The sequence below is a fragment of the Paraprevotella sp. genome (assembly GCF_986071375.1).
The window spans coordinates 262,088-277,292 of the sequence record NZ_CFQRNQ010000002.1 but is presented as its reverse complement, the minus strand read 5'-3'; the positions used below and the strand labels follow the sequence as shown (position 1 = coordinate 277,292).

General features: G+C 48.5%; 11 protein-coding genes. 7 read left to right on the top strand and 4 right to left on the bottom strand.

Features of this window, described 5'->3' with window-relative positions:
- Positions 1-54 precede the first annotated feature (54 nt).
- The 3 genes from AC5RDV_RS02285 to AC5RDV_RS02275 form a co-directional block, all read right to left on the bottom strand.
- Positions 55-1,050, bottom strand: coding sequence for a Ppx/GppA phosphatase family protein (locus tag AC5RDV_RS02285; protein ID WP_130892809.1), 996 nt, complete (start codon positions 1,048-1,050; stop codon positions 55-57).
- Positions 1,047-3,140: an RNA degradosome polyphosphate kinase gene (locus AC5RDV_RS02280; protein WP_282747696.1), complete on the bottom strand. Its 2,094-nt coding sequence runs from the start codon at positions 3,138-3,140 to the stop codon at positions 1,047-1,049. Before AC5RDV_RS02280 ends, AC5RDV_RS02285 begins: the two co-directional genes overlap by 4 nt.
- A 115-nt stretch (positions 3,141-3,255) precedes the next feature.
- Entirely contained in the window at positions 3,256-5,499 is a 2,244-nt protein-coding gene (locus tag AC5RDV_RS02275; RefSeq protein WP_008623926.1) for an inorganic phosphate transporter, read from the bottom strand.
- 334 nt (positions 5,500-5,833) lie between these two features.
- Here AC5RDV_RS02275 and AC5RDV_RS02270 point away from each other — a divergent pair, with 334 nt between their 5' ends.
- From AC5RDV_RS02270 to AC5RDV_RS02260, 3 genes are all read left to right on the top strand, one after another.
- Complete coding sequence (locus tag AC5RDV_RS02270; RefSeq protein WP_282747695.1) at positions 5,834-6,937, top strand: porin; 1,104 nt, start codon at positions 5,834-5,836, stop codon at positions 6,935-6,937.
- 94 nt (positions 6,938-7,031) lie between these two features.
- A complete protein-coding gene (locus AC5RDV_RS02265) occupies positions 7,032-8,453 on the top strand; it encodes a S41 family peptidase (protein WP_282747694.1) in 1,422 nt (473 codons plus the stop codon).
- A 27-nt stretch (positions 8,454-8,480) separates the two neighbouring features.
- Complete coding sequence (locus AC5RDV_RS02260; RefSeq protein ID WP_130892805.1) at positions 8,481-9,149, top strand: B3/B4 domain-containing protein; 669 nt, start codon at positions 8,481-8,483, stop codon at positions 9,147-9,149.
- A gap of 78 nt (positions 9,150-9,227) precedes the next feature.
- On the opposite strand, the gene AC5RDV_RS02255 is transcribed toward AC5RDV_RS02260, so the two are convergent.
- A complete protein-coding gene (locus AC5RDV_RS02255; protein WP_282747693.1) occupies positions 9,228-10,514 on the bottom strand; it encodes an SH3 domain-containing protein in 1,287 nt (428 codons plus the stop codon).
- 628 nt (positions 10,515-11,142) lie between these two features.
- On the opposite strand from AC5RDV_RS02255, the gene AC5RDV_RS02250 reads away from it, so the two are divergent.
- The 4 genes from AC5RDV_RS02250 to AC5RDV_RS02235 all read left to right on the top strand — a co-directional run bounded on the left by AC5RDV_RS02250 (position 11,143) and on the right by AC5RDV_RS02235 (position 15,185).
- Positions 11,143-11,670, top strand: a complete 528-nt coding sequence (locus tag AC5RDV_RS02250; protein ID WP_040602394.1) for a hypothetical protein — start codon at positions 11,143-11,145, stop codon at positions 11,668-11,670.
- 284 nt (positions 11,671-11,954) lie between these two features.
- A complete protein-coding gene (trpB, locus tag AC5RDV_RS02245; RefSeq protein ID WP_282747692.1) occupies positions 11,955-13,151 on the top strand; it encodes a tryptophan synthase subunit beta in 1,197 nt (398 codons plus the stop codon).
- A 33-nt stretch (positions 13,152-13,184) separates the two neighbouring features.
- Positions 13,185-14,585, top strand: a complete 1,401-nt coding sequence (locus AC5RDV_RS02240; RefSeq protein WP_282747691.1) for an anthranilate synthase component I family protein — start codon at positions 13,185-13,187, stop codon at positions 14,583-14,585.
- Between the two features lie 24 nt (positions 14,586-14,609).
- Positions 14,610-15,185, top strand: coding sequence for an anthranilate synthase component II (locus tag AC5RDV_RS02235; RefSeq protein WP_282747690.1), 576 nt, complete (start codon positions 14,610-14,612; stop codon positions 15,183-15,185).
- Positions 15,186-15,205: the final 20 nt, after the last annotated feature.

Sequence of the window (15,205 nt, the reverse complement as noted above, 5' to 3'; positions counted from 1 at the left end):
TCATCATAGACTTTTTTTTCTTTCACAGAAATTCACAAGCCCCACAAGAAAACTTCATTCATCGGACTCCACCGTTTCTGCATTGAGGAGTCCCTGTGCCTCGGCATCCAGATAAAGACGATTCCGACTCAAACGCTCTTTCTCGTCCTGCGTGGCCTTAGCATAAAGTTCTCCGATGATACCGTCTGCCAAACCTATGGTAGGTACATACACGTAGTCCGAATGAATGCAATCGGCAATAATCAGGAATATTTCTGCCGCCGGGACAATCACGTCCGCCCGGTCCGCTTTCAGCCCGAAACGATCCATACGCTCTTCTACCGACAGCGGTTGCAGGTCGTTATGCAAACTACGTAAGGACGTAATCGGCAATTTAAGTTCTTTCTTGCTCTTTTCATCCGCCAGACGGAACAATTTATTGATGTTGCCCCCGCTACCTATAATATTAATAGGTCCGTAATTGGCATACATACCCGCCATATCCGCTTTAAGCCCGTCTACAATCCCATCTTTTACCGCACGGTTCAACAACCTGATCGTACCGATGTTATAGCTCATGGAACCCACCAACCGGCCTTGGTGTATCAAAGTGATTTCCGTACTTCCTCCCCCCACATCTACGTACATGAAGGTTCCTTCCTTATTGGGAAGTTTCTCTATATGGTTTCCATACAGGATGCCGGCTTCTTCTTTTCCTTCTATTAAATCAATGCGTATCCCCGTCTTCTTTTCTATCTTCTTGATCAAGGCCTTGCCGTTCTTAGCGTCGCGCATGGCGCTCGTAGCACACGCCCGATAATCCACCACATCGTACATACGCATCATCTGCTTGAACCCCTTGATCATGCGCATCATCATTTCGGCACGCTCTTTCCCGATCTTACCCTTCGAGAACACATCCATTCCCAGACGCAAGGGATAACGGATGAACAACACTTTCCTGAACTTTGTTTCTCCCAAAGGATTATGATCGATGTTCTTAATCAATAACCGGGCGGCATTCGTACCGATGTCGATAGCCGCAAAATTCATTCCTTCCATCATAGTCATTCGTTACTTTTATCGTTTTGCTTTTCCGCCACTTGCTTGGCGTAATAATCATATAACCGTTCCTGTGAGCGGAATGCTTCCGCACCCTCTGTTCCCTCGTAAAACATATTATGCCCCGTCCCGTCTACGATACGCCCTTTCCGGTTGTCCATCATGCCCCATTCCACAATCCGTTTCAATTCGGCACGAACGACCGGATTGTAAACCGGAGCCATCACTTCTATCCGATGGTCCAGATTACGGGGCATCCAGTCGGCACTCCCTATAAAATACCGTTCGTCCCCTCCGTTGCAGAAAATGAGAATCCGGCTATGTTCCAGATAACGGTCTATGATTCCGTGAATACGGATATGATCGCTTTTCCCTTGTATTCCTGTCACTAACGCACAATTCCCTCTCACGAGCAAATCGACCTCCACTCCGGCTGTAGACGCATCATACAGTTTCCTCACGACATCTTCATCCGTGATATGGTTGATTTTAACCTTTATATAAGCTTCCTTTCCTTGCTTTTTATTTTTGATTTCCGTCTGTATCATAGCCAGAATATTCTTTTTCATGGTATTCGGCGAAACCAACAGTTCTTTGAACTTCACAGGAAGGAAAGGCTTTTCTATGAAACGGAACACATTTGCCACATCCTTTACAATGGCAGGAGCGGCCGTCATCAACATGCAATCCGTATAAATCCGGGCGTTTCCTTCGTGAAAGTTCCCGGTCCCTACACAAGCTATGTCGCGGCCACCGCTCATCTCCACCCATAACAGTTTAGAATGTACCTTCAGCCCCTCTACACCAAAAACGACGTTGATGCCCGCATCTTTCATACGTTTGCTCCACTTTATATTGCTGGATTCGTCGAAACGCGCCAACAACTCAATTACCACCGTCACTTTTTTCCCGTTCTTGGCCGCAGCAATCAGGGCTTCCACCACCTTGCTGTCTTTAGCCAAACGGTAAAGAGTGGTTTTGATAGACTTGACACGTGGGGAAATTGCGGCCTCGCACAGCAACTGGATATAATGGTCGAAAGAATGATAAGGCACGTGCAGGAAACGGTCTTCTTCACGAATCAAGTCCAACATGCTTCGTGCACCGGCAAACTCCGGCAGAAGCAACGGTTTCCATGCCGGATATTTCAAATCGCCACGGCCGCAATCCGGAAACTTCATCAGGTCTTTATGGTTCTGGTAACGTCCGCCGGACAAGGTCGTATCGAATTTGTCGAGCGACAAGTTCAGCATGATTCTGCGGTATAAATCCTTCGGCATGGAAGCATCGAAAACAATCCTCAGGGGCTGTCCGTTCTTACGGCTTTTCACCGCACGTTGCACCCGTTGCAGCGTCCCGGCATCCGACTCATTGTCCAACTCCATTTCCGCATCCTTCGTGAACTTGAAAGAATAAGCCTCGAAATGTTCATAATCTACGCTGACAAATATCATGGGCAGGCAATACCGTATCACATCGTCAATATACATGATGTAATGCGTATCGTCTTCCACCGGAAGCTCAAGGAAACGGCCGAACTTTTCCACCGGAACCCTGATAAGCGCATATTCTTTCTTAGGCTTTTTAGCTTCGTCATACCAACGGGTCAGTTTCACGGCCAAATAAATAGTATCGTCGGATTCATTGGCCAACCGCTCCGCCTGCGACAGCCATATCGGATTGGTAAACCCGGCCAGACTGTTCCGGAAATACTGCCGGATAAAAGACTGCTGCGCTTCGTTCAACTGTTTTTCATTGACAAGACGAATCTTCTTCTTTTCCAGTTCCTTTGTCAACTGCCCGACAACGTATTCAAACTCTTTGTTATACCGGTTATTCAACTTATTGATGACCTTGATAGTACGACGGGCGTCTTCAATCTGGGCTTTCATTTGTTTCATGTCACTTTCGGCTATGCGCCTCAGCGTAGCCATACGGACACGGAAAAACTCATCCAGATTGTTGCTATATATCCCCATAAACCCCAAGCGTTCCAATAAGGGAACCGATGTGTTCCGGGCTTCTTGAAGGATTCTGTAGTTAAAATACATCCAACTCACGTCACGCGGAATGACGTCTATTGACTTTTTGGGTTCCATACGCGATTCATTAAAAATGCGATACGACAAATATAGAATAAATATGATAAATAAGAAAAGCTTCTGACCGGAATTTTATAAATAAAAATCCGGTCAGGAAACTTGTAAGAACAGGTTATTGTTGGAAACGTTTGAATGCGCGCAAATAATGCCTCAAGTCACTGAGCAATTCCTGCGTCTCCTGCAACAGGTTCAGGTAAACCAAAGACACTTTCAGGCCTTGCGACAAATCCATCTGTATGCGGTCTTCCTGTGCCCGGCGCATCTCGGAAAGCTTTTGCTTGTAAGCTTCTTCCTCGGCCAACAATGCGTCGATATGCTCATAGTCCTGGTCTTCCACGATACGTTCGCTCCGCATCAGGTAATCCACTATCTTTTTCTTGACTGGCAGAATCTCCTCTACACACTCTCTCGAAAGCGGATTGAAATTATTGTCCACATGCTCCTTGCAAGGCTCGGACATACGTTTCAGGCAATAAAGCATTTGCTCTCCGCTGTTGGAAGCCAGGTGGAACCATGTGTTCTTTTCCAAAGAAATCCGCTTGTCTATACGGCGCATGCCTACCAATTCCCTTTGGCGCAGTTTTTTACGACGTGATTTCTCCGCGTCTATTCGTTTCACGGCACGGCGCAACGTCTTCAGGTCCTCGTCCACGAACCCGTTGACCACATCTTCATATGTCTTCCAAACGAAATCCAACATTTCCTGTTGGGTGGCACAAACGTGCTTTTTCAACAAGCCCCAACACTCCGCCTTATCTTTTGCATTCATGATGCCCTTAAAGAGCTGCTCCTCGTAATCGGCCTCTTCCTTCCGCTTGGTTGAGAAGTTGCTTTTAATCAGGATAAATACGGCAACGAAGACAAACAGGGCCATCACCACTGCACCTCCATAATACATGGCAATCGTGACCAATGCACAGGCTGAGAAAGCGATACCGGCCGTGAGGAACCATCCTCCGATGACGTTCAGCACTCCCGTGATGCGGAACACCGCGCTTTCGCGCGACCATGCGCGGTCCGCCAAAGAGGACCCCATGGCCACGATGAAAGTCACGTAGGTGGTAGAAAGAGGAAGTTTCAACGATGTTCCCAACGCTATCAGCAGGCCGGAAAGCACGAGGTTGATAGAAGCACGTACCAAGTCGAATGCCGCCCCCTGGGCCAAAATCGCCTCGTCTTTGTTGAAGCGGGCATCAATCCACCGCACCAAAGGCTTTGGGGTATATTTGGAAAAGAAGTCGTTCACATTATTCGCCCCTCTCACGATGCTGCGTGCCACGCGTGAAGAACCGAACATCTCTTCACCTTCGTCCTGACGCGACAAATCCACGGAGGTCTTCACCACATTATGTGCCTTCTTCGACGTGGCCAAAGCATAGACCATCACCACACCGGAAAGGAACAGGAAAATAAACGGTGTTTTGGCACTTTCGTTCAGTGAACCCATCATAAAGGTATCGGCCTGCCCGGCACCGTTTGCGGCAAAATCCTGGTAAGCCGAATAAGCAGCCAACGGCACACCGACGAAATTCACCAAGTCGTTTCCGGCAAAAGCCAAAGCCAAGGCAAAAGTACCCATGAAAATAACAATCTTGAACACATTGATTTTGCACCAGTGGAACACCTGCATCAAGATGGTGCTTACCACGAAACACCCGCCCACCAGATACATTGTGTTTTCTTTTATCCATGCGTTATATTCCGGAGTCATGAACGAACTGTCCTTCAATCCTTTCAGCAACGCAAAATAAAGGATACACGTGGTGGCAATCCCCCCGAAAATCCCTATTTTCCATTTCAACTTGGAAGTATAGTTAAACGTAAATATCAGACGGGACAACCATTGCACCAACGTTCCGAAGATAAAAGCTACAGCCACGGAAAGGAATATGCCCAAAATGACAGAAAGCGCCTTGTCCGTATTCAACAAATCGTCAAAGCCCAAAAGCCCGGTCTCGTCCGTGGCGATTTTCAACAACGAAAGGATGAACGTACCGCCCAACAACTCAAAGACCATAGAGACGGTAGTAGACGTAGGCATGCCCAACGTGTTGAAAACATCCAACAATACCACATCCGTCACCATGACCGCCAAGAAAATACAAAGCAAGTCGTTGAAACTGAACATCTGCGGTTGGAAAATCCCATGCCGCGCAATGTCCATCATGCCGTTACTCAACGTGGCACCCACAAACACACCGATCGACGCGATAATCAAGATGGTGCGAAAGCGTGCGACCTTCGCCCCGATGGCCGAGTTCAGGAAGTTCACGGCATCATTACTCACACCGACCACCAAGTCGAAAATGGCCAACATGAACAGAAACAGGATAAAACTGAAATAAACAATTTCCATAAGTTAAAAATATGTGTTGATAATTCTTTGGGTGCAAAATTACGGACGTGAAATGTAAGGAGTGTGTCATTCATGTTAAGATTGTGTTACAATCCGGCAGGAATCACTTTGCATTTATTTATAGTATTGAAAAAGAGATATTTGAATCTCATAAAAAAATCTCAGCACAAACGAAAATCAATCTCAGCCAAACGATTTTTCATTCGGCTGAGATTGATTTTCGTTTGGCGCACAAAATCCGGCACGTTTCAGGAGGGAGACGAAAAAAGCTGTTGTCCCGGAATATTATAAGTATTTTTGAGTTAACTTTGTAGCCGGAAAATAAAAACGCAAGATGAAAAAGGCATTTCTCTTTATGGCCGGTGCCTGGATGGCATGGGCATGCCATGCCGAAGGGAACAAAGGCAAATGGTGGCAGGAAATCAAACAAAACACGACATTCGGCGGTTACGTCATCGGAAAGGCCGCATTCAACGACCAGGAATTGGACAATAAGAACGAATCGCACTCCACGTTCGACATCCGCCTCATCCGGGCATACGTCAACGGCAAAGTCTGGGACTTCAAATACGGGCTTCAGATGGAAATGAACGGCGTATCCGGAAGCAGTGCGGAAAAAGGCCCCCGCGTGGTGGATGCCTGGGCGGAATGGGAAAAATATTCTTTCATCAAAGTAAAGTTCGGACAGTTCAAGCGTGGCTTCACTTTCGAGAATCCCATGAACCCTTGGGATATAGGTTTCGGGGCATATTCACAAGCAACCGACAAGTTGGCCGGGATGAACGACCGTGTAGGGGAACATTCCAGTAACGGACGCGACTTGGGGCTTCAAGTGCAAGGCGATTTGTTCAAATCACAAAAAGACGGACATGCTTGGTTGCACTACCAGATAGGCGCATACAACGGCCAAGGCATCAACCACGCCGACCGCAATGACAACAAGGACCTCATCGGCGGGCTTTGGCTCTCACCCGTAAAAGACTTGTGCATCGGCGCTTTCGGATGGACTGGGGAATACAGCAAAGACACCAACGGCAAGAAAATCACCGTGGACCGCAACCGTATGGCTTTCGGCGTGAAATACGAATCGCGCTGGACCGTTCGCGGAGAATACGTAACCAGCCAAGGACACAAGATTTCGGATTACCACGTGGCTGACGAAGGGACGACGGGCATCAGCGGAAAGGACAAGGCGGACGGTTGGTATGCCACAGTGGGCGCCCCCGTCACCTCAAGGTGCAAAATATACGGCAAATGGGATGTCTATCGTGACCAGAAGGACAATGCAAGCCGGAAAAGCATCTACAACGTGGCCGTGAACTACTATTTCTATAAAAACCTGAAGATACAGGCTCTGTACGGTTTCGTAGAAGACAAGGCATACGCCGGAGACCGACATTACAACACCGGAGAAATCCAGTTGTACTGGCGTTTCTAACCGCCACGAACGGAAGCAAAACAGAAATAAAACGGTTTTCCTGATGGTTATATGCCGGGAATCTCCTATTTTTGCAACCAAATCGACCCATAATATGAAAAGGAGTTTTTATTTTATCCCCGTATGGGCTGTCATGGCTTTCGCATTCCTTTCGTGTGGCGAAGACCGTACGTATGAATTTTTGGCCAAGACGGAAGTGGACAACTGGATTGAAGCGCAAATGCGGGAGATATACCTTTATTATCAGGAAATCCCCCAACTGGAAATGGAAGATTACTTCTCTCCCCCTGAAGAGTTCTTCCCGAAGCTTTTAGCTTCGCAGGACAAATATTCCTATATCGAAGTGCCTGCGGAGACGGATGCAGCCACGGAGGTAAAACTCCGTAACGCCATTCAAACCGTAACTTACGGTTTCGATTTCGTATTGACCGACGACCCGACGGGAACTTCCAGGCAAGTGGCACGTGTGTTGCAAGTGCTGCCCCAATCCCCGGCTGCCGTAATCGGACTGCAACGGGGCGACTTCATCACAGAAGTCAACGGAAACAATGTCAGCAGTAAAAATACCGGCCTTCTGGAAAATGGAAATGGAACGGTACTCACGGTTTCCACCCTTTCGGCCGACGAGGAGACCGGTGAATTGGTTTGGGACGAAGAGGCGACAGAACTTACACTCCCGGCTGCCGTCCCCATGGAGAACAATCCCCTCTTCCTTTACAAGGTCATCGAACGGGACGGAAGGAAAACCGGTTATCTGGTATATAATGAATTCAAGGCAGGCATAAACGACAGCGATGCGTCCTATCTGGAACAAATGCTGCAAATATTCCAATGGTTCAAAGAACAAGGAGTGACTGATTTTATCCTGGACTTGCGGTACAACCAAGGCGGACAGGTGACTTGTGCACAGCTTTTGGCCTCTTTGTTGGCTCCGGCCGGCTGTTTGGGACAGGAGTTCGCCCGTTTTGAATTCAACGACAAACGGCAAGACTCGAACTACAGCCTGAACTTTCTCACAGAATATGCAAGCTGTAATCTGAATCTGGACCGGCTTTTCATCATTTCGGGATTGTACACCGCTTCGGCATCGGAAATGATGGTGAACTGCCTGCGCCCTTACATGACAGTCAACCTTTTAGGAACAAAAACCTTGGGTAAAAATGTGGCGATGACGCGTATCGACAGTCCATACGGTTTCGTCATGTATCCGGTAACGTCCACCGTACTCAACAAAGAAGGCCAGTCGGACTACGCAAGCGGCTTCACTCCTGAGTATATCATATCCGAACTCAATTATTACCCATGGTATGAACTGGGTGACCCGAATGAGCTTCTCCTGAAAAATGCACTGCAATGGATGGCAGGCGGCGTACCGCCGGATGCGGAAAACGTCGACCAGCCCGAAGAACCGGAAACTCCGGAGAGTCCGGCTTCCCTCCGCCTACCCCGCAAACCGGCATCCGGTTATTCTTCCATCCTCAGCAAAAGAAGCCCGGCAGCCATCTTGCCCGAATAAAATCCTGTATATCAAAAAGACAGAAAGATGATGAATATTTTAGTTTCGGAAGACATCCGGACGGTATGTCCGAAGTTTGTAGGTGTTGCCTTGGAAGCACACATCATCAATACGCCCTACTCCGCTCCGCTATGGGAGGAAATCAAGGCGTTCCAAACCGATTATTGCAGGAAACACACCACGGAATCCATCAAGGAAATGCCTCCCATACAAGCCACCCGCTCCGTGTATAAACGCTGTGGAAAAGACCCGAGCCGTTACCGCCCTTCGTCGGAAGCTTTGGTGCGCCGCATGCTGCGGGGATTGGACTTATACCAAATAGACACGGCTGTGGATTTAATCAATCTGGCTTCCATTGCATACGGTTACTCCATCGGCGGATTCGATGCCGGAAAAATAGTCGGCGACACGCTCGTTTTGGGCATCGGGCGCGAAGGGGAAGCTTACGAAGGCATCGGGAAAGGCCCGTTGAACATCGCCGGACTGCCGGTTTACCGCGACAGCCAAGGCGGAATCGGTACCCCCACAAGCGACCATGAACGCACCAAACTCACCTTGTCCACCACCCATCTATTGGCATTGGTCAACGGATACGACGGCAACCGCGAACAAGTGCTAGCCTGTGCGGAGTACATGCAGGGGTTGTTAAAGAAATATGCCGGTTCGGACGGGGGAAAAATACGACTTTTCGAGTGACCAAAACTCCAATGGGGCAAACCGGAAACACAAAAGTATCGCGGTTTGCCCCATTGAAGTTACCGGCACCAAAAGGACTTAGTAATAAACTATCGTCTGTACCTCCTTAAATATAGGTTGGCCGTCCACATACACCATACGTTCGGTCCAGTTTCCATGCTCATCTGTCTTCACCGCACGGATTTCACAACCGTCGTAGTTCCAACTGTCACCCCCATAATCAAACGAGAAATCCATGGATTCCGGCAACGTGGAATTTTCCCCGTAACGGAAAGTCGCCTCGTAGCCCTCTCCATTCCCGTATGCTACAAACGGCGGCATCGTGCTGCCATACATGACATGGAACGGCACACCATCCATATTTACTGCGTATTGGCAGTCTATAAGTCCAGCAGATAATTCTCCGGCCCTGAAATTCCCCTCGTAACGGATACCGAATTCGCCTGCCTCACGAGTGTAAGCGGCTTGAAAGGGTTGGCCGTAACGTTTTCCGTCCACAGATACCTTTTTGCCATTATAAGTATAAGTGAACGAATCCACCTGTTCCAATTTTCCCACAGTGGATTTCTTCCCCTCGTAGTAGGTTATCCTCCCGTCCGGCGAAAAGCGCATGACGTTGCTGAAATTGCAAAGCGGATGGTTGCCATTCTCCTCTTCCTGCAGCGACTTCATCATATTCTCGGGATAGACCCGGATCAGCCTTGCCTGCTTGACATTCCCTTTCAACATGTAGATGTCGCGTTCCGTCATTTTAGCCCCTTGGCTTCCCGCGCTCTTTTGCAACTCCAACACCCGGTCGCAAGCACGCAACTTGCCTTCTTCCGTCACCACAAAGTCATAAGGTTGTTCCAAAGCCCCGGCTTCGGCCATTTGTTCCGTCAGGGATTTATCCTCGGAATAAGGATAGAGATAATGCGTAAAGCTGATACCATCCTTATTGGGTATGCCTGCATAAACATGGCTCATGTGTCCCCTCTGACCGTTCCCTCCATCGGGTTCGGTGTAATCGGTAACCTGCAACACCACATACCCTTCCCGTGCGGAAAGCGTACCCATGCTATATGATACAGGCGATGGCGCTTTCCCCATATATTCCCCCAACATCGAACGGGAAAAATCACGAAGCGCCACTTTGCGGACAAACTTGTCAGATATGGCACCCGACACGGACGTGATACGGAAATTCACCCAACCGTTGCCCGCATCCCACCCCGTAAAGCTGTTTACAGAACTTACCTTGCCCACAACCTTTCCTGTGACCGGTTGGCTGCGTACATTGACATTATCACCGGTCACTACATAGTAATCTTGCGCCTGAAGCGCGGCGGCAGAACACAAAGCCGCCATCAAAAACATCTTTTTCATTAGATATAAGTATTAAAGTCTTTACTCATGAATCTACCATGCCAAAAGTTCGTTCGTACCACGACTGCCCTGCCTCCCCTATAAAAACGTATCCGCACGCTGCACAGAGTAGCACAACCATACAGGCAGTTAAGTACGTCCCAAGCCCAATTCTTTGTCTTTTTGTTTTCATACCACTTAGATTTCCGTCCTCCCCAAATGGATATACTCTTTCTCTTTTAAAAGGTTGAACATGAAAAAGGCGTAGGGAGGTACTTTCGCCTATCCCATGGTCTCAGGCTCTCGCATTGCCTCCATCCCTCAGGATAGGCAACGCAGCCAGCCCACGCCATAATATATCATATAGACTCGGAGCAATATCCTCCAAGTAAATACAATACATCCAACGTGGACGTTTCCCGTTGCCTAATCTTTCAGGATGGATTCAAATTTGCGAGATTTGAGACCTAAAGATTACGTCCGTAAACGCCCTTTTCCCATAAAACGCCCGCCAGTCCCTCATGAACCGGCTGAGTCAAAAACAAAATTAATACTTTTTCAAACACATTCAAAGAAAATAAGCGACTTTCTTATATTTTCTTTTATTATATCCCTACCTTTGCACATTCAAACTAATAAGGACATAAAAATGAAGAAGAAAGTAATAACCCTTTTCCTGTTATTCGGATTACTCGTACAAGTACAGGCACAAATGAAACAACCCGACCCTACGGTATTCATTTTCGTAGGAGACTCTATCTTCCCTATGAACGTCATAACCAGCCAAACTGAACTTAAGAAAGGTTGGGACATACAAGGCATTAATGTAGGGCGAAAAATAAAAAGATACTTCTCTGGTGCACAAGCTCGCCAAACCACCGGTCGACAACCCAAATTCGCCATATATCCAAAGACACAAGACCTGAACGATTATGCCTTAATCCGCCTGAAAGAAAGACGAGGATTCCGCTATTTGCCTGCATCCGAATTCAAGGATTGCGATTATACCCGTGTGGAATTAGGACTTTTCAACATTGAGAACCTTCCGGGATTAGGCTTTGCCGTTACACCGCTCACCCCGCTCTTCCCTGGGGAATATATTTTGGTAGACCTGTCACAGAAGCCAGTCAACCAATACGGGGATGTCAAGGCGTACGATTTCACGGTAGAAGAATAACAATTATTTTAAAAAAGCGAGATTTTATTTGCAGTTTCAGGAATTCTATATATATTTGCAAACGAAAACGAAGAAATAAAAGAAGTAAAAACAATGTTCTCAAATAAAAATACATATTGGTGGTGGCGCAACTCAAGACCGGAAAAGTCGTGAGGAACAAGCCTTATATGTATTACCCACATTTACCCTAAAAGAAACATGGAGGCCTGTCGTACTTACGGCAGGTCTCTTTTTTTATACCCTTTTTCCCAAGAACAAACAAACGGACCAAAATACAAATGAAAATGAAAACTTATCATGTAAATGAAGAAGGTTATTACGGTAATTTCGGCGGCGCATACGTCCCCGAGATTCTGCATAAAACCGTAGAAGATTTGCGTAAGGCATATCTTCCCATCCTTGAGAGCGAAGCATTCCGCAAAGAATACCATGCGCTGCTGAAAGACTATGTTGGTCGTCCCTCACCTCTCTACCATGCACGGAGACTGAGCGAAAAATACGGTTGCAGACTCTACTTGAAACGGGAAGACCTCAACCACACCGGCGCTCACAAAATCAATAATGCCATCGGACAAATCCTTTTGGCACGGAAAATGGGCAAAACGCGTATCATTGCCGAGACCGGTGCCGGCCAACACGGCGTGGCCACCGCTACGGTTTGTGCCCTGATGAACATGCCTTGCCGCGTTTACATGGGAGCGACGGACGTGGCAAGGCAACACGTCAACGTAGAACGTATGAAGATGTTGGGCGCCGAGGTTTATCCGGTAGAAAGTGGTAACAAGACATTGAAAGATGCCACGAACGAGGCCATCCGCGACTGGTGCTGCCATCCGCAAGACACCTTCTACATCATCGGTTCCACCGTAGGACCACATCCCTATCCCGACATGGTGGCCCGCTTGCAAAGCGTCATCAGCCGTGAAATCAAGGAACAGCTCTTGGAAAAAGAAGGACGCGATTATCCGGATTACCTGATGGCTTGCGTCGGTGGGGGGTCGAACGCCGCCGGTACCATCTACCACTACATCGACGACGAACGGGTTAAAATATACCTCGGCGAGGCCGGAGGCCACGGTATCGACAGCGGAGAGACCGCAGCCACGATACATTGCGGTTCATTAGGCATCATCCATGGAAGCCGCACGTTGGTCATGCAGGATGAAGACGGGCAAATCATCGAGCCCTATTCCATCTCTGCCGGTTTGGATTATCCGGGTATCGGCCCGTTACATGCCAACTTGGCACAAGAACACCGGGCCACAGTCATGGCTGTCAACGACGACGAAGCCTTACGAGCCGCATACGAACTCACCCGCCTGGAGGGTATCATTCCGGCCTTGGAATCAGCACACGCACTCGGCATGCTCCCACGAATGAAATTCAGGAAAGAGGATGTGGTCGTGCTGACGGTCAGCGGACGGGGCGACAAAGACTTAGACACCTATCTGGCCCACCGCTACGACGAGAATTTAGAATAATAAGGCATCTCATACAAATCCATAAGAAACTCTATGAATACATTCCATTACAGCACGGCTTGCCGACAAATCCTCGGCGACCTCCATACACCGGTCAGCACCTATCTGAAAGTGCGCGACCTTTATCCACAAAGCGCCCTGATGGAGAGTTCCGATTACCATAGCCATGACAACAGCCGTTCGTTCATCGCCCTGAACCCGATAGCCAGCATCGACATCAGCCATGGCACCGTGACCGCCCAATATCCGGACGGCACGCAGGAATCCCGCGAAATCAACGAAAACTATCCTGCCGAACAAGCTTTCAACTACTTTTTATCGCACTTCACCGTGACAGGCGAAAATAAAGAGTTTTGTGGCCTCTATGGTTACACGTCCTTCAATGCGGTCCGGTATTTCGAACACATAGAAATAAAAGATTGCATGCAGGAAAAGAACGACGCGCCGGACATCCTTTACATCTTATATAAGTATGTCATTGCTTTCGACCACTTCAACAACACCATGACGTTAATCGAACTGGTGGAAAACCATGAACCGGATACTCTCGACGAACTGGAACGCGTCATCCGAAACCACAACTTCGCCACCTACGATTTCCGTCCTGTTGGTGAAACCTTCAGTACGCTCACGGACGATGAACATAAAGCCAACATCCGCCAAGGCATTGCCCACTGCTTACGAGGCGACGTGTTCCAAATCGTATTGAGCCGCCGTTTCGTACAACGGTATGAAGGCGACGACTTCAAGCTCTACCGCGCCCTGCGCAGCATCAACCCTAGCCCCTACCTGTTTTATTTCGACTTCGGGGGATTCCGCATTTTTGGTTCCTCACCCGAAACACATTGCCGCATAGAGGGCCGCCGCGCTTATATCGACCCGATTGCAGGCACGACAAAACGCACCGGCAACGCCGATACGGATGCACAAAATGCAAACTACCTGAAAAACGACCTGAAAGAAAACGCCGAACACGTCATGTTGGTAGACTTGGCACGGAATGACCTGAGCCGGAACTGCCACGATGTGAAAGTGGATTTCTACAAAGACATGCAATATTACAGCCATGTCATCCATCTAGTGAGCCGTGTAAGCGGTACGCTGGATGACGAAGCCGATCCTGTCAAGACGTTCATCGACACTTTCCCGGCCGGCACGCTCTCCGGCGCACCCAAGGTCCGCGCCATGCAACTTATCAGTGAACTGGAGCCGCACAACCGAGGGGCATACGGCGGTTGCATAGGGTTCATCGGATTGGACGGTTCCCTGAACCAGGCCATCACCATCCGTACGTTTGTAAGCCGTAACAACGAATTATGGTTCCAGGCCGGAGGCGGCATTGTGGCCAAGAGCGACGAAGATTACGAGTTACAGGAAGTCAATAACAAACTGGGAGCTTTGCGCCATGCCATCCAAATGGCTGAACGCTTGTAACCCCCTCCTCATACATTCAAAATCATGAAAACAGTCATCATTGATAATTACGATTCTTTTACCTACAATTTATATCATCTGATACGTGAAACCGGCACAGAAACCACGGTATTGCGCAACGACGCATTCGACTTGAAAGATATTGAGGCATACGACAAGATTGTTTTAAGTCCGGGCCCCGGCATACCGGAAGAAGCCGGACAGTTATTGGATGTTATCCGTACTTATGCCGGACGAAAGCCGATACTTGGCGTATGCCTCGGCCATCAAGCCATCGGCCAGGCTTTTGGCGCACGGCTCGTCAACCTGTCCGATGTCTTCCACGGCGTACAGACTCCTTGTTTCCGGACGGAAGAAGACTATATTTTCCAAGGCATCCCCGGGCAATTCCCGGTAGGACGATACCACTCGTGGGTGGTGTCGGGCGACAATCTGCCTTCCTGCCTCGAAGTGACGGCGGTCAGCCCAGAAGGACAAATCATGGCACTGCGCCACCGCGAGCATGACATCCACGGCATACAATTCCATCCGGAATCGGTACTCACACCGGATGGGCAAGCCATTGTGGAAAATTTCCTCAATCACACCTTGTGTCCATAAATGATGTTTTACAACATGTT

Coding starts and splice junctions, on each gene's coding strand:
- AC5RDV_RS02255 (WP_282747693.1), bottom strand. CDS start 10,514: ATGAAAAAGATGTTTTTGATGGCGGCTTTGTGTTCTGCCGCCGCGCTT.
- AC5RDV_RS02275 (WP_008623926.1), bottom strand. CDS start 5,499: ATGGAAATTGTTTATTTCAGTTTTATCCTGTTTCTGTTCATGTTGGCC.
- AC5RDV_RS02285 (WP_130892809.1), bottom strand. CDS start 1,050: ATGACTATGATGGAAGGAATGAATTTTGCGGCTATCGACATCGGTACG.
- AC5RDV_RS02240 (WP_282747691.1), top strand. CDS start 13,185: ATGAATACATTCCATTACAGCACGGCTTGCCGACAAATCCTCGGCGAC.
- trpB (WP_282747692.1), top strand. CDS start 11,955: ATGAAAACTTATCATGTAAATGAAGAAGGTTATTACGGTAATTTCGGC.
- AC5RDV_RS02260 (WP_130892805.1), top strand. CDS start 8,481: ATGATGAATATTTTAGTTTCGGAAGACATCCGGACGGTATGTCCGAAG.
- AC5RDV_RS02270 (WP_282747695.1), top strand. CDS start 5,834: ATGAAAAAGGCATTTCTCTTTATGGCCGGTGCCTGGATGGCATGGGCA.
- AC5RDV_RS02235 (WP_282747690.1), top strand. CDS start 14,610: ATGAAAACAGTCATCATTGATAATTACGATTCTTTTACCTACAATTTA.
- AC5RDV_RS02250 (WP_040602394.1), top strand. CDS start 11,143: ATGAAGAAGAAAGTAATAACCCTTTTCCTGTTATTCGGATTACTCGTA.
- AC5RDV_RS02265 (WP_282747694.1), top strand. CDS start 7,032: ATGAAAAGGAGTTTTTATTTTATCCCCGTATGGGCTGTCATGGCTTTC.
- AC5RDV_RS02280 (WP_282747696.1), bottom strand. CDS start 3,140: ATGGAACCCAAAAAGTCAATAGACGTCATTCCGCGTGACGTGAGTTGG.